22 protein-coding genes are annotated in these 19,916 nt (G+C 68.6%); 9 read left to right on the top strand and 13 right to left on the bottom strand.

Features of this window, described 5'->3' with window-relative positions; genetic code table 11:
- Positions 1-2: 2 nt before the first annotated feature.
- Entirely contained in the window at positions 3-911 is a 909-nt protein-coding gene (gene dapA / locus G6N53_RS15475; protein ID WP_205390387.1) for a 4-hydroxy-tetrahydrodipicolinate synthase, read from the top strand.
- Entirely contained in the window at positions 911-2,587 is a 1,677-nt protein-coding gene (locus G6N53_RS15480; protein WP_163889759.1) for a ribonuclease J, read from the top strand. Before dapA ends, G6N53_RS15480 begins: the two co-directional genes overlap by 1 nt.
- Here the strand turns inward: G6N53_RS15480 and G6N53_RS15485 are convergent.
- The 4 genes from G6N53_RS15485 to G6N53_RS15500 all read right to left on the bottom strand — a co-directional run bounded on the left by G6N53_RS15485 (position 2,584) and on the right by G6N53_RS15500 (position 5,398).
- Entirely contained in the window at positions 2,584-3,243 is a 660-nt protein-coding gene (locus G6N53_RS15485) for a response regulator transcription factor (protein ID WP_163889761.1), read from the bottom strand. The genes G6N53_RS15480 and G6N53_RS15485 overlap by 4 nt on opposite strands.
- Before the next feature lie 132 nt (positions 3,244-3,375).
- Entirely contained in the window at positions 3,376-4,251 is an 876-nt protein-coding gene (locus tag G6N53_RS15490; protein WP_163889763.1) for an SAM-dependent methyltransferase, read from the bottom strand.
- A gap of 4 nt (positions 4,252-4,255) precedes the next feature.
- Positions 4,256-5,074, bottom strand: coding sequence for a mycofactocin-coupled SDR family oxidoreductase (locus G6N53_RS15495; protein WP_163889766.1), 819 nt, complete (start codon positions 5,072-5,074; stop codon positions 4,256-4,258).
- Between the two features lie 9 nt (positions 5,075-5,083).
- The gene (locus tag G6N53_RS15500) at positions 5,084-5,398 is read right to left on the bottom strand and encodes a putative quinol monooxygenase (RefSeq protein ID WP_163889768.1); all 315 of its coding nucleotides are present in this window, start codon (positions 5,396-5,398) and stop codon (positions 5,084-5,086) included.
- Positions 5,399-5,589: 191 nt separating this feature from the next.
- Between G6N53_RS15500 and G6N53_RS15505 the strand changes: the two genes are divergently transcribed.
- Positions 5,590-8,130 carry an FtsK/SpoIIIE family DNA translocase gene (locus G6N53_RS15505; RefSeq protein ID WP_205390388.1) on the top strand — a complete coding sequence of 847 codons (2,541 nt, stop codon included), beginning with the start codon at positions 5,590-5,592 and terminating at the stop codon, positions 8,128-8,130.
- Positions 8,131-8,203: 73 nt separating this feature from the next.
- On the opposite strand, the gene G6N53_RS15510 is transcribed toward G6N53_RS15505, so the two are convergent.
- A complete protein-coding gene (locus G6N53_RS15510) occupies positions 8,204-8,686 on the bottom strand; it encodes an amino-acid N-acetyltransferase (RefSeq protein ID WP_370333379.1) in 483 nt (160 codons plus the stop codon).
- 81 nt (positions 8,687-8,767) lie between these two features.
- On the opposite strand from G6N53_RS15510, the gene pgsA reads away from it, so the two are divergent.
- From pgsA to pspM, 4 genes are all read left to right on the top strand, one after another.
- Entirely contained in the window at positions 8,768-9,364 is a 597-nt protein-coding gene (pgsA, locus tag G6N53_RS15515; protein WP_163889773.1) for a CDP-diacylglycerol--glycerol-3-phosphate 3-phosphatidyltransferase, read from the top strand.
- A 111-nt stretch (positions 9,365-9,475) separates the two neighbouring features.
- Positions 9,476-9,826 carry a transcriptional regulator ClgR gene (gene clgR, locus G6N53_RS15520; RefSeq protein ID WP_163889775.1) on the top strand — a complete coding sequence of 117 codons (351 nt, stop codon included), beginning with the start codon at positions 9,476-9,478 and terminating at the stop codon, positions 9,824-9,826.
- 153 nt (positions 9,827-9,979) lie between these two features.
- A complete protein-coding gene (gene pspA, locus G6N53_RS15525; protein WP_163889777.1) occupies positions 9,980-10,807 on the top strand; it encodes a phage shock protein PspA in 828 nt (275 codons plus the stop codon).
- 27 nt (positions 10,808-10,834) lie between these two features.
- The gene (gene pspM, locus G6N53_RS15530) at positions 10,835-11,653 is read left to right on the top strand and encodes a phage shock envelope stress response protein PspM (protein WP_163889779.1); all 819 of its coding nucleotides are present in this window, start codon (positions 10,835-10,837) and stop codon (positions 11,651-11,653) included.
- A 10-nt stretch (positions 11,654-11,663) separates the two neighbouring features.
- On the opposite strand, the gene G6N53_RS15535 is transcribed toward pspM, so the two are convergent.
- Positions 11,664-12,113 (bottom strand): limonene-1,2-epoxide hydrolase family protein, encoded by a 450-nt coding sequence (locus tag G6N53_RS15535; RefSeq protein ID WP_163889782.1) that lies wholly within the window; start codon positions 12,111-12,113, stop codon positions 11,664-11,666.
- Between the two features lie 41 nt (positions 12,114-12,154).
- Between G6N53_RS15535 and G6N53_RS15540 the strand changes: the two genes are divergently transcribed.
- Entirely contained in the window at positions 12,155-13,327 is a 1,173-nt protein-coding gene (locus G6N53_RS15540) for a glycosyltransferase (protein WP_163889784.1), read from the top strand.
- Between the two features lie 9 nt (positions 13,328-13,336).
- A complete protein-coding gene (locus G6N53_RS15545; RefSeq protein WP_159229410.1) occupies positions 13,337-13,531 on the top strand; it encodes a DUF3046 domain-containing protein in 195 nt (64 codons plus the stop codon).
- An 89-nt stretch (positions 13,532-13,620) separates the two neighbouring features.
- On the opposite strand, the gene G6N53_RS15550 is transcribed toward G6N53_RS15545, so the two are convergent.
- Genes G6N53_RS15550 through G6N53_RS15580 form a run of 7 tightly spaced genes read right to left on the bottom strand, consistent with a single transcriptional unit; the run spans position 13,621 to position 19,909 of the window.
- The gene (locus G6N53_RS15550; protein WP_163889786.1) at positions 13,621-14,340 is read right to left on the bottom strand and encodes a DUF6390 family protein; all 720 of its coding nucleotides are present in this window, start codon (positions 14,338-14,340) and stop codon (positions 13,621-13,623) included.
- A gap of 39 nt (positions 14,341-14,379) precedes the next feature.
- Positions 14,380-15,471, bottom strand: a complete 1,092-nt coding sequence (gene hypE, locus G6N53_RS15555; protein WP_163889788.1) for a hydrogenase expression/formation protein HypE — start codon at positions 15,469-15,471, stop codon at positions 14,380-14,382.
- Positions 15,464-16,564 (bottom strand): hydrogenase formation protein HypD, encoded by a 1,101-nt coding sequence (hypD, locus tag G6N53_RS15560; RefSeq protein ID WP_163889790.1) that lies wholly within the window; start codon positions 16,562-16,564, stop codon positions 15,464-15,466. Before hypD ends, hypE begins: the two co-directional genes overlap by 8 nt.
- Positions 16,561-16,860, bottom strand: coding sequence for a HypC/HybG/HupF family hydrogenase formation chaperone (locus G6N53_RS15565; RefSeq protein ID WP_163889792.1), 300 nt, complete (start codon positions 16,858-16,860; stop codon positions 16,561-16,563). The genes hypD and G6N53_RS15565 overlap by 4 nt, the downstream gene beginning before the upstream one ends.
- 20 nt (positions 16,861-16,880) lie before the next feature.
- Entirely contained in the window at positions 16,881-19,172 is a 2,292-nt protein-coding gene (gene hypF, locus G6N53_RS15570; RefSeq protein ID WP_163889794.1) for a carbamoyltransferase HypF, read from the bottom strand.
- Positions 19,169-19,417 (bottom strand): HypC/HybG/HupF family hydrogenase formation chaperone, encoded by a 249-nt coding sequence (locus tag G6N53_RS15575; RefSeq protein ID WP_163889797.1) that lies wholly within the window; start codon positions 19,415-19,417, stop codon positions 19,169-19,171. The genes hypF and G6N53_RS15575 overlap by 4 nt, the downstream gene beginning before the upstream one ends.
- Before the next feature lie 3 nt (positions 19,418-19,420).
- Positions 19,421-19,909 carry a hydrogenase maturation protease gene (locus tag G6N53_RS15580; protein ID WP_163895934.1) on the bottom strand — a complete coding sequence of 163 codons (489 nt, stop codon included), beginning with the start codon at positions 19,907-19,909 and terminating at the stop codon, positions 19,421-19,423.
- Positions 19,910-19,916: the final 7 nt, after the last annotated feature.

The raw sequence follows: 19,916 nt of genomic DNA on the forward strand, positions 1-19,916 counted from the left end.
TGGTGCCCGTGAGTACCAGCGGTTTCGACGCCAGCGCCCGATTGGGCACCCTGTTGACCGCGATGGTTACTCCGTTCAAGCCCGACGGTTCGCTGGACACCGACACCGCCGCCCGGCTGGCCACCCGGCTGGTCGACGAAGGCTGTGACGGACTGGTGGTCTCCGGCACCACCGGAGAGTCGCCTACCACCACCGACGACGAGAAGGTCAGGCTGCTGCGCACCGTGCTCGACGCCGTCGGTGACCGCGCGCGGGTCGTCGCCGGAGCCGGCACCTACGACACCGCCCACAGCGTGCGCCTGGCCAAGGCGTACGCCGCCGAAGGCGCACACGGCCTGCTCGTGGTCACGCCGTACTACTCGCGACCGCCGCAGTCGGGTCTGATCGCCCACTTCACCACCGTCGCCGACGCGACCGAGCTGCCGATGATCCTCTACGACATCCCGGCGCGCTCCGTGGTCCCCATCATGTGGGACACCATGCGCACCCTGGCCGAGCACCCCAACATCGTCGCGATCAAGGACGCCAAGGGCGATCTGCACGGCGCCGCTTCGATCATCGCCGAGACCGGGCTGGCCTACTACTCCGGTGACGACGCGCTGAACCTACCCTGGCTGGCGATGGGCGCGGTCGGGTTCGTCAGCGTGTGGGGCCACGTCGCGGCCAGTCAGCTACGGGACATGTTGACGGCCTTCACCTCCGGTGACATCGCGACCGCCCGCAAGATCAGCGTCACGCTGGCGCCGCTGAACACCGCCCAGACCAGGTTGGGCGGGGTCACGCTGTCGAAGGCGGGTCTGCGACTGCTCGGCTTCGACGCCGGTGAGCCGCGCCTGCCCCAGATGCCCGCCGACGACCAGCAGATGGCAGCACTGGCCGTCGACATGCGCGCCGCGGCGGTGTTGCGGTAGTGGACACCGAGCTCGCTGCGCCGGAGCCGCTGGCCGCCGGAGGTCTGCGGGTGACCGCCCTGGGCGGCATCAACGAAATCGGCCGCAACATGACCGTTTTCGAGCACCTCGGGCGGTTGCTGATCGTCGACTGCGGGGTGTTGTTCCCCAATCATGACGAACCCGGCGTCGACCTGATCCTGCCCGACATGCGCCACATCGAGCACCGGCTCGACGACGTGGAAGCGCTGGTGGTGACACACGGGCATGAAGACCACATCGGTGCGATCCCGTTTCTGCTCAAGCTGCGGCCCGACATCCCGGTTGTCGGTTCGAAATTCACGCTCGCCCTGATCGGCGCGAAATGCCGCGAGCACCGCATCAAGCCGGTGTTCGTGGAGGTGGCCGAGGGGCAGCGCTCCACCCACGGGGTGTTCGAGTGCCAGTACTTCGCAGTGAACCACTCCGTCCCCGGATGCCTGGCCATCGGAATCCACACCGGCGCAGGCACGGTGCTGCACACCGGTGACATCAAACTCGACCAACTGCCGCTCGACGGCAGGCCGACGGACCTGCCCGGGATGTCGCGGCTCGGCGATGCCGGGGTGGACCTGTTCCTCTGCGATTCGACGAACTCGGAGATCCCCGGTGTCGGGCCCTCGGAGAGCGAGGTCGGACCCGCACTGCACCGTCTGATCCGCGGCGCCGAGGGCCGGGTGATCGTGGCGTGCTTCGCATCGAACGTCGATCGGGTGCAGCAGATCATCGACGCCGCAGTGGCATTGGGACGCCGGGTGGCCTTCGTCGGCAGGTCGATGGTGCGCAACATGGGCATCGCCCGCGAACTCGGCTACATCACCGTCGCCGACGACGACGTCCTCGACATCGCCGCCGCGGAGATGATGCCGGCCGACCGGGTGGTGCTCATCACGACCGGTACGCAGGGCGAGCCGATGGCCGCACTGTCGCGGATGTCGCGCGGCGAGCACCGCAGCATCACCCTGACCGCCGGCGATCTCATCATCCTGTCGTCCTCGCTGATCCCCGGCAACGAGGAGGCGGTGTTCGGCGTGATGGACGCGCTGGCCAAGATCGGCGCTCGCGTCGTCACCAACCAGCACGCGCGCGTGCATGTTTCGGGCCACGCCTATGCCGGCGAGCTGTTGTTCCTCTACAACGGCGTCCGGCCACGCAACGTGATGCCCGTGCACGGCACCTGGCGAATGCTGCGCGCCAACGCGGCCCTGGCCGCTCGCGCAGGGGTGCCGGAGGACAACATCGTGCTGGCCGAGAACGGCGTCAGCGTCGACCTGGTGTCCGGCAGGGTGAGCATCGCCGGCGCGGTGCCCGTCGGCAAGGTATTTGTCGACGGACTCGTCACCGGGGACGTCGGTGATGCCACGTTGGGGGAACGGCTGATCCTGTCCTCGGGGTTCATCGCGGTGACCGTCGTCGTGCACCGCGGCACCGGCAAGCCCGCGGGCCCGGCGCACCTGATGTCGAGAGGCTTCTCCGAAGACCCGAAGGCGCTGGAACCTGCGGTCCGCAAGGTCGAGGCCGAACTCGGCAACCTGGCCTCGCAGAACATCACCGACCCGCCCCGGATCGCGCAGGCGGTCCGTCGCGCTGTCGGCAAGTGGGTGGGGGAGACCTACCGGCGGCAGCCGATGATCGTGCCGACCGTCATCGAGATCTAGGCCGCCTGGAGCCGGTAGCCGACACCCCGCAGCGCGACGATCCAGTCCGGGCCCAGTTTTCCTCGCAGGTAACGGATGTACACGTCCACCACGTTGGAGCGGGCATTGTCGGCACCCCACACCTGGCGGCGTATCCGTTCGCGGGTGAGGATCTCTCCGGGATGCCGGAGGAACATCTCGGCCAGCGCGCATTCGGTCACCGAGAGGTCGACGAAGTAGTCGCCGACATAGGCGCGTCGGGTCTTCAGGTCGAGCCGCAGCTTTCCGAACGTCAGAAGCGGGTGATCAACCGGCCGTGGGGGATTGAGCCTCCGCCGCACCTGGCCGAGCAGCTCCTCGAATCGGAACGGCTTGCCCACATAGGCGTCGGCCCCGGCGTGCAGCGTCGCCGCCGTGGCGGCGACGTCGGTCCGCGAGGTGAGCATCACGATGGGAAGTGATCGCCCCTCGGCCCGCAACAGGCGCACGATCTCGAAGCCGCCGCACCCCGGCAGTTCGGCGGCGAGCACCATCAGATCGAATCTGCCGCTGCGGGCACCCGAACAGGCCGCCCTGCCGTCGGTGGCCACCTGCACTGAGAAGCCCTGAGCAGTAAGGCCTTTCTGAATAACTGAACGAACTCGAGGGTCACTCTCGGCGATCAGTATCGTAGCCATCGTGATCCCCCACCCCGCATCCTCCCCGATTCCCTGGACGACTCCAGGGTCGTCTGTGACGGGCCGGCCGGTAAGAGTCGAGGGGACGCGTCTGGGAGGGTCTAAAGTCCCCGATCGGGCAGTGCCTTGTTCTCACCGCTCGGCGAGCACCGACCACTCGATGCTCGATGCCGCCACCGAGCGCTGCGTAGGACGGATGTAGGTGTCGCGGAAGTAGCTCGGCCCGGCCTGCTCGACCAACCGCCAGCCGCAGTCGGCCAGCAGTTCACCGACCTCCTCAGGCACCAACCCCGATTTCCACACCTGCCGGCGTCCCCGGAACCGGCGGTACACCGCGTCGGCCCCGTACAACCGGGTGCCGTCGATGAAGTCCTGGCGGATGTAGGTGAAGATGAGCCGGCTGCCGGGCGCCGCGGCGCCGAGCTGTCGCAGGGTGGCGCGTACCGCCTCCGGGGTGAGGTACTGCGTGACGCCCTCCCAGATGAAGAACGTGCGCCCGTCGGGTTGGTAGCCGTGCGCCTGCAGCGCCGGCAGCAGCGCGTCCCGCTCGAAGTCGACCGGCACCAGATGTACTGACGGGGGCGTCGCGCCGAGTGCCCGGTGCACGACCGCGGTCTTTCGGTCCACGTTGACCGGCTGATCGACCTCGAACACCGGCAGGTCGCTGTGCCGGGCGATCCGATAGGCCCGGGTGTCCAGGCCGGCCCCGAGGACGACGACGGTGTCGAACTCGATCACCGGGTCGGAGAGGCGCTCGTCGATGTAGCGCTTCCGGCAGGCGATGCTCGCCCACAGCCCGGGACCGGACCGGTTCGACGCGGCGACGGCGGCTCGCCGCACCGCACCGAACCGGGTCAGCCTCACCAGCAGGCGCAGCCGCGCGGGCAGAAAGGACGCCGCCAGATCGTCGTCGACCAGGCGGCGCTCCGGCGGCTCCTGCTGCTCGATGGCCGACAGCACGATCGGCCCGACAGCCGTCTGCGCTGCCGGATTCCGCGGCTGCCTCATCGTCTCAACGCTTGTTCACGTACCCCGCGTCGACCGGCAGTGTGACGCCGGTGACGTAGCGGGCGGCGTCCGACACCAGCCAGAACACCGCGTTGGCGATGTCCTCAGGTTCCAGTGCCTGCACCGGCAGCGCATTACCCATGTCCGGCCCGCCCTGACTGTCCTGCGCCACCCCTTCGAGCCACGACCGGGTGAAGTCGTTGTCGATCATCGGGGTGTTGACGCCCGCCGGATGCACCGAGTTCACCCGAATACTGTACTGCGCAAGGAAATTCGCGTACAACCGCATGATGCCGACCATGCCGTGTTTTGCGGCCGCATAGCCCACGGAGCCGCCGACCGGCGCCCCGATCCCGACCAGGCCGGCCACCGAACTGATGAACACGATCGAGCCGCCGTTGCCGAACTTGATCATCGGCTTCATGGCCACGTCGACGGTGTTGTACACGCCGGTCAGGTTGACGTCGATGACGTCCTGCCATGCGTCGGCGGCCGCCATCGGAGCGATTCCCGCATTGGCGACCACGATGTCGAGGCGGTTGCCGAGCTTCTCGGTCCCCTCCCGAAGCGCGGTCTTGACGGCATCGCGGTCCCGGACGTCGGCCTGGCTGGCCACGATGCGCGCCCCCGTCTCCTCGACGAGCTCGACGGTGGCGGCCAGGTCGTCGGGAGTCGCCAACGGGTAGGGCACCGAGTCGATCTGGGCACAGAGGTCGACGGCGATGATGTCGGCGCCTTCCGACGCCAGCTTGACCGCATGCGCCCGCCCCTGGCCCCGCGCGGCACCGGTGATGAACGCGACCTTGCCTGTGAGTTCAGCCATGGTGCCCCGTCAAGGCCGCAGCCGGCCCTTGGCCGGGTCTCCGGCGACGACGGGTTGCAGCATCTTGATGTCCGGCGCGCCGTCGAGGTGTTCACCGATCGTTCCGAACAGTGTCGCCACCGCCGGTGCCGTGCTGTGTGCCGTCAGCGCGTCGCTGTCGGCCCACTGCTCGACGAACACGAAGGTGCCGTCGGCTTCGTGCAGCGAATACAGGTCGCAGCCGGGCTCGCTGTGCACCGCTTCGATGGCCTGTTTACAGGCGTCCCGCACGGTGTCCACGGATTCGGGCTTGGCTTTCATGGTGGCGACGACGACTATCGGCATTGGGGCGGCTCCTCGATCTCGACACTGAGTTGGACAGGTGTCCACCCTATTACGCAGGCGTCCGAACCGGCGGTATCGGTGTGTGCTGCAGCCCCTCTGCCAGGATTTCCGCCACCCAGGGGAATCGACACCAATCCGTGACCCGTGTGGCAGATGGTGCATATGAGGCGCTTGGGACTAGGCTTGGGGGCATGGCGAGTAAGACCGCGGCCCGATCTGCTGCCCGTCCGACCAGGTCAAAGACCAGTTCGCGGGGTGGGTCGCGGCCGGCGTCGCCGCGTCGTGCCCCCGTCCGTCGCAAGCCGTCAGCGGTCTCGGCCGCAGGCACCGCGGTGGGTCGCGGCGCCCGCGCCGGCTGGCTGATGCTGGCCAGGGGAGCGGGCAGCACGGCCCGCTCGGTGGGCCGGGCGCGGGATCTGGAACCCGGACACCGCCGTGACGGGGTCGCGCTCGCTCTGCTGGGCCTCGCCGTCGTCGTCGCCGCCAGTTCGTGGTTCGACGCAGCGCGCCCCGTCGGCGAGTGGATCGATACGTTCGTGAGGGTTCTCATCGGTGCAGCCGTGGTGCTGGTCCCGATCGCTCTGGCCGCGCTGGGGGTCGGTCTGATGCGCACCGAGCCCGATCCGGAATCGCGGCCGAGATTGATCCTCGGCACCGCGATGATCGTGTTGCCGGCCCTGGGCCTGTGGCACCTGTGGTCGGGTTCACCGCAGGCCCCGGCCGCCCGTGAGGATGCCGCCGGCTTCTTCGGCTTCGCGATCGGCGGCCCGCTCTCCGAAGGCCTGACACCGTGGATCGCCGCTCCGCTGCTGTTCCTCGGCGTGCTGTTCGGGCTGCTGCTGGTGACCGGGACGACGATCCGCGAGGTGCCCGAGACGGTGCGCGCGATGTTCCCGACCCGGTGGCGCAGTGAGTACGAGGACGACTACGACTACGACGACGACGGCTACGAGTCAGACAGCGGCTACGAGTCAGACAGCGCCGAGTCCGAGGATTTCTCCGACGGCTATTACGACGACCCGGAAGGTTACCGGCAGGACGAGGCCCCTTCGTGGCCGTCGGCGCAGTCACCGGCACCGCTGGCGCTGACTGCTGGGCCGGCCGGCACGCCGATGGACAACTATCCGATCGACGACGACGCCCCCACCACCCCCGAACCGGCCGCGAGGACGCGCAAGAAGAAGGCGCCGAAGCCCCCGGAGATGCAGCTGGACCGGGTGGTGGACGGGCCGTACGCGCTGCCGTCGCTGAGCCTGCTCACCGCGGGTGACCCGCCGAAGGTGCGCAGCACCGCCAACGACAAGATGATCGAGGTCATCGGCTCGGTACTGACCCAGTTCAAGGTCGACGCCGCGGTCACCGGATGCACACGCGGGCCGACGGTGACCCGGTACGAGGTGGAACTCGGGCCCGGCGTCAAGGTCGAGAAGATCACCGCGCTGCAGAAGAACATCGCCTACGCGGTGGCCACCGAGAGCGTGCGCATGCTGGCGCCGATCCCGGGAAAGTCGGCCGTCGGCATCGAGGTGCCCAACACCGACCGTGAAATGGTGCGCCTCGCCGACGTGCTCACCGCTCCGTCCACCCGTCGTGACCACCACCCGCTGGTGATCGGGCTCGGCAAGGACATCGAGGGCGATTTCATCTCGGCCAACCTGGCCAAGATGCCGCACCTGCTGGTGGCCGGTTCGACCGGTTCGGGCAAGTCGAGCTTCGTCAACTCGATGCTGGTGTCGCTGCTCGCCCGCGCGACCCCGGAAGAGGTCAGGATGATCCTGATCGACCCGAAGATGGTGGAACTGACGCCCTACGAAGGCATTCCGCACCTCATCACGCCGATCGTCACGCAGCCGAAGAAGGCCGCCGCCGCGCTCGCCTGGCTGGTCGAGGAGATGGAGCAGCGGTACCAGGACATGCAGGCCAACCGGGTCCGCCACATCGACGACTTCAACAAGAACGTGCGATCCGGCGTCATCACCACCCCGCTGGGCAGTGAGCGCGTCTACAAGCCGTACCCGTACATCGTCGCGATCGTCGACGAACTCGCCGACCTGATGATGACCGCGCCCCGCGACGTCGAGGACGCCATCGTGCGCATCACCCAGAAGGCGCGCGCGGCGGGCATCCATCTGATCCTGGCGACCCAGCGTCCGTCGGTCGACGTCGTCACCGGCCTGATCAAGACGAACGTGCCGTCGCGGCTGGCGTTCGCGACGTCGTCGCTGACCGACAGCCGAGTGATCCTCGATCAGCAGGGCGCCGAGAAGCTGATCGGGATGGGCGACGGGCTGTTCCTGCCGATGGGCGCCAACAAGCCGATCCGGTTCCAGGGTGCCTACATCAGCGACGACGAGATCTACGCCGTCGTCGCCGCGTGCAAGGACCAGGCCGAACCCGAGTACACCGAAGGTGTCACCACCGCCAAGCCCGCCGGAGAGCGCACCGACGTCGACCCCGACATCGGTGATGACATGGACGTGTTCCTGCAGGCGGTCGAGTTGGTGGTGTCCAGCCAGTTCGGCTCGACCTCGATGCTGCAGCGCAAGCTGCGGGTCGGGTTCGCCAAGGCGGGCCGATTGATGGACCTGATGGAGACGCGCAACATCGTCGGTCCGTCGGAGGGGTCCAAGGCCCGCGAGGTGTTGGTCAAGCCCGACGAGCTCGCCGGCACGCTGGCCCTGATCCGCGGCGGAAGCGACGCCACCGGCACCGACGACGCCCCCGACTTCTAGCGCCGGAACGGTATTCCAGCAGCGAAATGCCGAGTCGGGCCCGCCCTGGAATACCGTTCCGGCGGGGGTGGGCTCACAGCGTCAACAGCATCCGGGTGTTGCCGAGGATGTTCGGTTTGACGTAGGAGAGGTCCAGGAACTCCGCGACACCCGTGTCGTAAGAGCGGCGCATCTCGTCGTAGACCTCCGCGGTGACCGGCGTGCCGTCGATCTCGGTGAACCCGTGCCTGCCGAAGAACTCGACCTCGAAGGTGAGCACGAAGATCCGCTCCAGCCGCAGTTCGGCGGCCACGGCGAGCAGTCGGTCGACGATCGCGTGGCCCACACCGCGGCCCCTGACCTTGGGGTGCACCGCTACGGTGCGCACCTCGCCGAGGTCGGACCACAGCACGTGCAGGGCCCCGCACCCGATCAGCTCGTCCTGCAATTCGGCGACCCAGAACTCCTGCACCGATTCGTACAGATTCACCAGGTTCTTCTCCAGCAGGATCCTGCCGGCATAGATGTCGACGAGGGTCTTGATGGCGGGCACATCCGAGGTTCGGGCACGCCGCACGACGAGTTGACCGGTGGACTCATCCGGACCTGCGCTCACACACCGAAGAGTATCGGTTCCGGCAACCAGTATTCTGTGGCGGTGCCGGGCCAACCACATACCGACCCTGTGGTTCCGCGCGCTCGGGTCGCGAACCTCGCAAATGCCCTCACCGGGGTCCGGATGGCGCTGGTGCCGGTGTTCCTGGTGGCCCTCTTCGTCGGCGATGGTCACGAAACATATTGGCGGGTGGTTGCATTCGTGGTGTTTGCGGTCGCGGTCATCACCGACCGGCTCGACGGGGCACTGGCCCGCAGCTATGGCATGGTCACCGAATTCGGCACGCTGGCCGACCCGATCGCCGACAAGGCCCTGATCGGTGCCGCGCTCATCGGGCTGTCCATGCTCGGTGACCTGCCGTGGTGGGTGACCGTGGTGATCCTGTCCCGCGAGCTCGCCGTGACGTTGCTCCGGCTGGCGGTGCTGCGGCGCGGCATCATCCCGGCGAGCAGGGGCGGCAAGCTCAAGACACTGCTGCAAGCCGTCGCCATCGGTCTGTTCGTGCTGCCGCTGTCCGATGGCTGGCTGACCGGAGCCTGGGTGCTGATGCTGGCCGCCGTGGTGCTCACCGTGATCACCGGCATCGACTACTTCGTCTCGGCGTACCGGGATTCACGGGCACGACCCGCTGGTCACTGACGCCGCGCGCGCACCGGCGATTGCCGGTGCGTTTCGGGAACCATCCCGGTGACACCGAGCGTTGGGCTAGGTAGCCAAGCAGGACGCCAGCCAAGCGAACAGGAGAACGCGATGACGGCATTGCTGCGCGAAGTGATCGGCGACGTGCTGCGGCGCTCCCGGGTCGAGCAGGGACGCACCCTGCGTGAGGTGTCGGATTCGGCGCGCGTCAGCCTCGGCTACCTCTCCGAGGTGGAGCGCGGGCGCAAGGAAGCATCAAGCGAGCTGATCAGCGCGATCTGCGGCGCGCTGGACGTCCCCCTTTCCCGGGTGCTGTCGGAGGCCGGCGACGAGCTGGCGCTCGAGGAGTCCCGCGCCGAGGTCAGCACGGTCGCCGCGTCACCGGAACCGACCCGGGCCGCAGGCATCGACGTCACCACCAAGGTGGTCATCCCGCAGGTCGTGTCGATGGCGGTGGCCTGACGCCGGTGACCTGACCGATCAGGTGCGCAAAAGACCCGCAGGGGTGTGGTGATCTGCGCGGAACCGATAAGTTGGGTGCTGGGCACTTTCACCGCACAGCTGACACAGTTGCACATACACACAGACATCCAGAGACAAAGGCGGAGCGAACCGATGGCCAATCCGTTCAGCAAGGCATGGCGCTACCTGATGGCGCTGTTCAGCTCGAAGGTCGACGAGTACGCCGATCCCAAGGTGCAGATCCAGCAGGCGATCGAAGAAGCCCAGCGCCAGCACCAGGGCCTGACGCAGCAGGCGGCCCAGGTGATCGGGAACCAGCGTCAACTGGAGATGCGGCTCAACCGCCAGCTCGCCGACATCGAGAAGCTGCAGGTCAACGTCCGTCAGGCGTTGACGTTGGCCGACCAGGCGACCGCGGCAGGCGATGCCGCCAAGGCCACCGAGTACACCAACGCCGCCGAGGCGTTCGCGGCGCAGCTGGTGACCTCCGAGCAGAGCGTCGAGGATCTCAAGGGTCTGCACGACCAGGCACTGCAGGCGGCCGGCCAGGCCAAGAAGGCCGTCGAGCAAAACGCCATGATGCTGCAGCAGAAGATCGCCGAGCGCACCAAACTGCTCAGCCAGCTCGAGCAGGCGAAGATGCAGGAGCAGGTCAGCTCGTCGCTGCGGTCGATGAGCGAGCTCGCGGCTCCCGGAAACACGCCGAGCCTCGACGAGGTGCGCGACAAGATCGAACGGCGCTACGCCAACGCGATCGGCTCCGCCGAGCTGGCGCAGAACTCGGTGCAGGGCCGGATGATGGAGGTGCAGTCGGCCAGCGTGCAGATGGCGGGTCATTCCCGGCTGGAGCAGATCCGCGCGTCGATGCGTGGTGAGCAGCTGCCCGCCGGCACCCCAGCCACTCCCGCGTCACCCGCCCAGAACCCGGCCACCCCGGCCACCACCTCCGACCCGACACCGGAAAACCCGCTGTCACAATGACTGTGACGAAAACTGCCGAGTGAAAAGATGACTGCACGCACCAGCAGACCGCAGGCCTGGCGTTCGATGGCGCAACGTGGTGTCGACACCGCCGCGGAGTGGTCGGACCTGCTGGCCGACAAACTCAACGCCGCAGCCGACCCGCGGGCGAAGTTGCTGCGCAAGCGGCGCTGGGCGTTGCGGCTCGGGGTGTTCCTCACGGTCTCGGCACTGTTCTGGGTGGCGGTGACGGCGCTGCTGGCGTCGTGGAGCACGCCGGTGTGGGCGCTGTTCATCCCGGCACCGATCGCCGTCGGTGCAGCGTTCCTGGCGACCCTGGCGTTCCTGCGCTACCGCTGGTTGCGAGGCGAACCACTGCCGGCGCAGCGGAACCGGACAGCACGCCGGCTGCCGCCCTGGGGGTCGGCCGCGCGGCCGCCGATGGCGGCCCTGGCAGCTTCCGAACGTGGGTTGGCCTCGCTGCTCGGAGTGCTGGAGCGGGGCCGGATGCTGCCCGCCGACGAGCTGCGCGAGATCCGGCTGGCTGCCGAGCAGACGGTGGCGACGATGGCGGCCACCGCAGGCGAGGTGGTGTCGATGGAACGGGCCATCAGCTCGTCGCCGCAGTCGCGTGCCCACCTCGCACCCACCATCGCCGCGTTCCGGACCCAACTCGATCGCGGCGCACATCAGTACAACGAGATGGTCTCCGCAGCAGCGCAACTGGTGTCGGCCGCGAACTCGGGGTCGATGTCGAGCTCGCCGATGTCGCAGCGCCGTTACCGGGACGAGCTGGTCTCGGCGACGGACCGGCTGTCGGGCTGGGCGCAGGCGTTCGACGAGCTGGGACGGCTCAGAGGGGCCTGAGCGGCGGGGCTCAGAAGGTGGGCCGCAGTGACGGAAACACCGCGGCGACCACGGCCCGCAACGGAGCCTTGACCAGGGCATCGAAGAAGTCGAAGTAGTCGCGCCACAGCGTGATCTTGCCGTCGTGCACCTCGAAGGTGCCGCACACCCAGAACTGCAGCCGCAGTGGCCCGATGATCAGCGCGTCGGTGCGCTCGGTCAGTACCACGCTGCCGTTGCAGGCGATCCGGTGGAACTTCACCGCGAAACCCGCCTTGCCCTGACCACTGCGCAGCAACTTCATCACCCGGGCACGACCGCGGATCGACGGCAGGCCGACGTTCTGCCAGATCAGCTCCGGCGCCGCCAGCGACTCCACGACGTCGAAGTCCTCGTCGGCCAGCGCGAACAGGAACGTTTCCACGGTGTGTGCGTTGGCTGCTGTTGTCGTGTACGGCGTCGTCAGTACCTCGTCAGTCATCGTCTGAGCCTAACGGCGGATGCTGTGGCAGGGTAGCCCGCATGCGCGTCGCGGTGGTCGCTGGACCCGATCCGGGACATGCCTTTCCGGCCATCGCGCTGTGCCTGCGGTTCCTGGCAGCCGGCGACGTCCCGACCCTGTTGACCGGCCGGAAATGGCTGGACGTGGCCCGTGCTGAGGGAATCGACGCGGTCGAACTCGGCGGGCTGGATCCCACGTCCGGTGACGACGATGCCGATGACGGTGCGAAGATCCATCAACGGGCGGCCCGGATGGCGGTGCTGAACACCCAGCGCATCGCCGATCTGGCGCCGGAGGTGGTGATCTCCGATTCGATCACCACCTGCGGTGGGCTGGCCGCCGACCTGCTCGGTCTGCCCTGGATCGAGTTGAACACCCACCCGCTGTACCGACCCTCGAAAGGGCTGCCGCCGCTGGGCAGCGGGCTGGCCCCCGGCACCGGTGTGCGCGGCCGGATGCGCGACACGGTACTGCGGGCGCTGAGCGCACGCTCATGGCGCGCCGGTCTGCGCCAGCGCTCGGCGGCGCGGGTCGGGATCGGGCTGCCCGCCCACGATCCCGGCCCGCTGCGGCGCCTGATCGCCACCCTGCCTGCCCTGGAGGTGCCCCGCCCGGACTGGCCCGACGAGGCGGTCGTCGTGGGCCCGCTGCATTTCGAGCCGACGACGTCGGTGCTTCCCCTGCCCCCCGGCGATGGACCCGTGGTGGTGGTGGCCCCCTCCACGGCCACCACCGGAGCGAAGGGACTGACCGAACTGGCCCTGGAGACACTGATACCGGCGCAGGTGCTGCCGGCGGGAGCGCGGGTGGCGGTGTCGCGGCTCGAGGGCCCCGAGGGGGACCTCCCACCGTGGGCGGTGGTAGGTCTCGGCCGACAGGACGAACTGCTGTCGGCGGCGGACCTGCTGATCTGCGGTGGCGGCCACGGAACCGTCGCCAAAGCACTGCTCGCCGGCGTGCCGATGGTGATCGTGCCCGGCGGTGGCGACCAGTGGGAGATCGCCAATCGTGTTGTACGCCAGGGGAGTGCGCAGCTCATCCGGCCGCTGACCGAGGCTGCGCTGGCTGCCGCGACTCGCGAGGTGCTCGCCACGCCGCGCTACCGCGAGGCCGCCCGCGAGGCCGGTGCCACCGCCGCGCAGGTCGCCGATCCGGTACGGGTGTGCCATGAAGCAGTGCAGGCGTCAGCGTAAGTTGGTCGTGTGCGGCTGACGGAATTCTCAGAGCTCGTCGAGCACCAGTTCGGTGCGGCGCGGGCCTCGTCGCTGTTGCTCGACCACGTGCTGACGAGCCTGGGTGGCCGCACCGGCGCGCAGGCCATCGAGGACGGAATCGACCCGCGCGAGGTGTGGCGGGCGTTGTGTGCCGACTTCGACGTGCCCCGCGATCAGTGGTGAGTCACCCGGCGCGGCCGGACCATGACGTCTCCTCACCGCCCGCCGCGGCGACACGGCTGGCTGCTGTGCGGCTACCCGTGTGACCGACGTCACAAACCGTGTCGCGCGGACTGTGCCGCTGACAGCGCGGCGTTGGCCAGCGTCAGCGTCGCACTGGTGGCCGCTTCGAGATCGGCGACCTCGTCGGCGGTCAGTGCCCCACAGATCCAGTCCCAGTGCGCCGCCACCGTCTGCCCGGGCATCGGTGCCGGCGCCAACGACGCACCGTCGCGGCGCCACCGCACCCGCTCGGCCACGGGCCCACCGAGGCCGAGCGCGCCGGCGGTGAAGATCAGCGGACGCGACACGATCACGGCGTGCTCGTCGTCCACGGTCTCGACGACGCCCCAGCGGATCCGGCAATCCTGCATCACCTTCACCGGTGTGCGGGGGTCACGATGCAGAAAGCGCGCCCACGGGTAGACCACGAACACGTGAAAACTGTGATTGGCCAGGGCATTCTGCGGCGACACGGCATCGAGCAGGCCGGTGACCTGACCGGTGAACGCCGTCCGCAACGTGGCCAGTAGCGCTTCCGCGTCGACTGCGGCCAGCAACGGCCCGCCCACCCAGTAACTGCGCACGATCTGCTCATCGAGCGGGTCGTGCTGACCCACTGCCGCGGCGAGGGCATCGAGATAGGGCCAGGCGCCGTCGAACTCGCGGGCGTAGTCGGCCAGGTCGGTGGCGCCGGGGCCGGACAGCGCAACGGTATCCGGCGGCCCGCAGTACCCGAGTTCGTTGGGCGGGAACGCATACCTGGCGAACATCGCGTGACCGGGATGATTCCGGTGGCTGCCCGCCGCCATTCAGCAGATCCGCGGAAGTTGTTCGCCGACGGGCAGATCCACCACCCGGGTGCCGCCCAGCGCGGTACGCGCCACCACCATGCCCGGGTGCTCGGCGACGCAGCCGCCGATCACCGCGGCGCGCCCCCCGAACGGATGGCCGTGCATTGCGGCGAGCACCCCGTCAGCATCCTCGGGGGAGACGAAGGCGATCAGCTTGCCCTCGTTGGCGACGTAGAGCGGATCGAGCCCCAGCAGCCCGCAGGCATCGCGCACGTCGCCGGGAATGGGGAAAGACCGCTCGTCAAGCGAGATCCCGACACCCGCAGCCCTGGCGATCTCGTTCAGCGTCGCCCCGACACCGCCCCTGGTGGGGTCGCGCAGCGTGTGGATGTCGGCGCCGGTGTCGATCATCGCCGCCACCAACCCATGCAGCGGGGCGCTGTCGCTGGCGACGGTGGTCGCGAACTCGAGGCCCTCCCGGCAGCTCATCACCGCCACGCCGTGCACGCCGATGTCACCGCTGACGATCACCACATCGCCGGGACGGGCCCGCTGCGCACGGATGTCGGCACGGCGGTCCACCAGGCCGATGCCCGCGGTGTTGATGTACACGCCGTCACCGTGGCCGGAGTCGACGACCTTGGTGTCACCGGTGACCAACTTCACCCCGGCCGCCAAGGCGGCGGTGCCGACGGCGTGTGCGACGCGGGCGAGTTCGGCCAGCGGCGTGCCCTCCTCGAGGATGAACGCGGTCGACAGCGCGACCGGCTGCGCACCGGCCATCGCCAGATCGTTGACCGTGCCGTTGACGGCCAGATCACCGATGCTGCCGCCGGGGAAGAACAGCGGTTTGACCACATAGGAGTCGGTCGAGAACGCCAGCCTTTCGGCGCCCACCTGCAGCACCGCGGAATCACCCATCTGGGCGTCGGCCGCCGAACCGAACGCCGGCAGGAACAGGTGCTCGATCAGCTCGGCGGACATCGCCCCGCCGCCGCCGTGCCCCATCAGGATGTTGGGTGCGTCGCGCAGCGGCGCGGGACACACCCAGGCCTCCATGTCGATGGTCGCCGGCTCGGCGGCCGAGACTTCGGAGTTCGCCTCAGGCATGCGTCACCTCCAGCCGCCGGTAGAGGTAGTAGGCGGCGCAGGCACCCTCGGACGAGACCATGGTGGCGCCGAGCGGATTGCGCGGAGTGCACAGCGTGCCGAAGGCCGAGCACTCGTGCGGTTTGATCAAGCCCTGCAACACCTCTCCGGAACGGCAGACCGCGGACTCCTCGGTGTGGATGTCGGTCACCGCGAACCGGTGCTCGGCGTCGAAGTCGCGGTAGTCGGCCGACAGGCGCCAGCCGCTCGAGGGGATTGTCCCGATACCGCGCCAGGACCGGTCGGTCACCTCGAACACGTCCCACAGCATCGCCCGTGCCGCGGCGTTGCCTTCCGGGCGCACCGCACGCGGGTACGCGTTCTCCAACTCGTGGCGACCCGATTCCAGTTGCAGCACGGTGCGCCGGATACCTTCGAGGATGTCCAGCGGCTCGAAGCCGGTCACCACGATGGGGATGGCGTACTTGTCGCACAACGGCGGGTACTCCTCGGTCCCCATGACCGAGCAGACATGGCCGGCGGCCAGGAACGCCTGCACCCGGCAGGTGGGAGACTCCATGATCGCGGCGATGGCCGGCGGCACCAGGACGTGCGAGACCAGTAGTGAGAAGTTCTCGATGCCAAGCCGTTTGGCCTGGTACACCGTCATCGCGTTGGCGGGCGCGGTGGTCTCGAAACCGATTCCGAAGAACACCACCTGTTTGTCCGGATTGTCCTTGGCGATGGTGAGCGCGTCCAGCGGCGAATACACCACCCGCACATCGCCACCCTCGCTCTTGATCCGGAACAGGTCCTTCCCGCTGCCCGGGACCCGCAGCATGTCTCCGAACGAGCAGAAGACGACATCGGGCCGGGAAGCGATCTCCAACGCCTTGTCGATGATCTCCAGCGGTGTCACACACACCGGGCAACCCGGCCCGTGGATCATCTCGATCTCGTCGGGCAGCAGTTGGTCGATACCGTGGCGGATGATCGAATGCGTCTGTCCGCCACAGACTTCCATGATCGCCCAGCGTCTGGTGGTCGCCGCCCGGATCTGATCGATCAACTTGCCCGCCAGTTCGGGATCACTGAACTCGTCCAGGTACTTCATCGTGTCTCCTCGGGATCGGTCAGCCCTGCCTGCTGCGCGGCCAGTTCGAACCCGTCACCGAACTCCTCGTCGAGCACCCCGAGACGTTCGAACTCGGCCAGCGTCTGGATCGCCGATTCCTCGTCGAGACGCTGAATCGCGAAACCGACATGCACCACCACGTATTCGCCCACCTGGGCGTCGGGTATGTACTGCAGGCAGACGTCCTTCTGGACACCGCCGAAGTCGACGACCGACATCAGCGTGCCGTCGCGGTCCTCCATCCGCAGAATCTTCCCGGGTACCGCCAGACACATGAGCTGCCCTGCCTTTCCTACTACCCCGAGTTCCCGACCATCAACTGACCCAGCGCGATGCCGCCGTCGTTCGGGGGAACCCGGCGGTGGGTGATGACCTCGAAACCGTTTTCGCGGAGCGCCGTGAACGTCACCGCGGCCAGCAGCGCGTTCTGGAACACCCCGCCCGACAGTGCGACCGTGTTGGTGGCGCCCGCGTATTCGGTGGCGAGATCCACGATCAGCCGGCCGACCGCGGCGTGGAACCGGGCGCCGATCACGCCCGCAGGTACACCGTCGCACACATCGTCGACGACCGCGCGCAGCAAGGGTGCGGGATCGATCTGTGCCGGTGCCGTGGCGAGGTCGACGTGGAAGCGGTACCGAAGCGCGCCGGGGTCTGCGGCGCGGGACAGCCCCTCCAGTTCGATGGCCGCCTGCGCTTCGTAGTCCACCACCTGGCGCACACCGGCGAGCGCGGAGACCGCGTCGAAAAGCCTTCCCATGCTGGAGGTCGCTGCGCATCCCAACCCGGTCTCGAGTTGGTGCCTCAACACCCCGCGCTCTTCCGGCGGGCAGGCGTTCACCGGCGGTAGTTCCTCGGCCCACGCCACCCCCGCAGCCCACAGGTGCGCCAGCGCCATCCGGTAGGGCCGCAGCACGCTGACGTCGCCACCGGGCAGGGGAACGTACTTGAGGTGGGCCATCCGCCGGAAGCCTTTGTAGTCGGCGAGCAACACCTCACCGCCCCAGATCGCCCCGTCCGGACCGTATCCGGTCCCATCGAACGCGAAGCCGAGCACCTCCTGCACCCCGTCGAGACCGTGTTCGGCCATCACCGCGGCGACATGAGCATGGTGATGCTGCACCGAGCGCACCGGCCGGCTGGCGGCGTTGCGGTGGGCCCACGCCGTCGAGCGGTACCGCGGGTGCGCGTCGGCGACGACGATCTGCGGGCGCACCCCCGTCAACGTGCTCAGGTGCGCCGCCGCGGCGTCGAAGGCAGACAGTGTGGCCACATCGTCCATGTCACCGATGTGCTGACTCAGCCACGCGTACCGACCGTCGGCAAGGCCCATGGTGTTCTTCAGGTCCGCACCGACCGCCAGCGTCGGCGGGACGGACACCGGCAGGGCGACCGGCAGCGGAGCGTACCCGCGTGACCGGCGGATCGGGATCTCCATACCGCCGCCCAGCGGCCGCACCACGGAATCGTCGCAGGGCACCAGGATCGGCCGGTCATGCATCAGCCAGCCGTCGGTGAGATGCGAGAGTCGTTGCACCGCATCGTCATCGCGATAACAGATCGGTTCACCGCCGAGGTTGCCCGACGTCATCACCAAAGCCAGCGGACCCGGCCCGTCACCGGGCAGCCCCAGCAGCAGCGTGTGCACCGGCGTGTAGGCCAGCATCACACCGAGGTCGGGGTTGTGCGGCGCCACCGACTCGGCGACGGGAGCCGACGGTGACCGGGCCATCAGCACGATCGGTCGCTGCGGACCCGCCAACAGTCGTTCGGCGTCCTCATCGAGCACGCAGAGCCTGCCTGCCGCTGCCACGTCGGCGACCATCACCGCAAAAGGCTTGTCGCCGCGGCGTTTGCGCCGGCGCAGCTCCGACACCGCAGTGTCGTTCGCGGCGTCGCAGGCCAGGTGGTAGCCCCCGATGCCCTTGACGGCAAGGATGCCGCCGTCGCGCAGCAGCTGCCGGGCGCGGCGCAGCCCGTCCTCGGCTGCGCTGCGGCGGCCCTGCGCGTCGAGGTAGGACAGGGTCGGGCCACAGTGCGGGCAGCACACCGGTTGGGCGTGGAACCGACGGTCGGCTGGATCGGCGTATTCGGCCGCGCAGTCCGCGCACATCGGAAAGGCCGCCATCGTGGTGGTCGCGCGGTCGTAGGGGACCGCGGCGATGATCGTGAACCGCGGACCGCAGTTGGTGCAGTTGACGAACGCGTGCCGGTAGCGGCGGTCGGCCGGATCGTGTTGTTCGGCCTCGCAATCGGCACACATGGCCACGTCGGGGGAGACCAGGGTGCGCCCGCCGTCCGAGCGGGAGGTGTCCTCGATCCGGAAGCCGGTGCCGCCGACCGCGGGAATGTCGCGAACCTCGACCGCGTCGATGACCGCGAGCGGCGGCGGCTCTGCCCGCAACCGGTCCAGGAAACCGTCGATGTCTGCGGGTTCGCCTTCCACCTCGATGACGGCGCCCGCACTGTCGTTGCGCACGGAGCCGGACAGGCCGGCCGCCGCGGCACTGGTGTAGACGAACGGCCGGAAGCCGACACCCTGGACCACACCGTGCACGCAGATTCGTCGCCGGCACCGACTGCTCATGGCGGATCCTCGGCCCCGCTGCCCATCAACTTCAGCCCGGTCAGCGCGGCGGCGGCGCCGGCCTCGTCGGTCTTCTCGACGACGAAGCCCATGTGGATGACCACCCAGTCACCGGCGGAGAACGTCTCCTCGGGCAGCATGCCGATGTTGACCTTGCGTGGCTCGCCCGCAACGTCGACGAGGGCGAGTTGTCCGCCGTATCCGTCGAGCATGTGGATGACCCGTCCCGGGATCCCCAGGCACACCGGTCAGCCCCCCCGCGCCGCGAGGCGCGCCGGCAGCCCGGCGAGCACCTCTTCGACGGCCCGCACCGCGTCCGGAACGGCGGCAGCGACCACGTCGGAGAGGCCGATGCCCTCGTCGATGCAACCGACCTCACAACCGATCACCACCGTGTAGGGCGGGCTGCCGCCGAGCGCGTTCAGGCTGGCGAACACGGCCGCCGGATCCATCGCGTGGGCGTCCATGCCGGTTGCCGCCGAAAGAGTGTCATGGTCAGCCTCGAAGACGTGCAGGGTGCCGGGCGCGCCGCGGTCGGGCAACGCGTCGACGAGCACCAGGGCGTCGTACCCGTCGAGCAGATCGTAGGCCAGATGCATGCCCCGGATCCCGTAGTCCGTCGCGCGGACGGCCGGGTCGGTGAAGCGCGGTGCCCCACGGCGAAGCACCTCCGGCCCGAATCCGTCGTCGGAGCAGAAGATGTTGCCGATACCGGCCACCAGGGTGATAGACGTGATGACTCCG

The sequence above is a fragment of the Mycolicibacterium hippocampi genome (genome assembly GCF_010723735.1).
GTDB classification, from domain to species: domain Bacteria; phylum Actinomycetota; class Actinomycetes; order Mycobacteriales; family Mycobacteriaceae; genus Mycobacterium; species Mycobacterium hippocampi.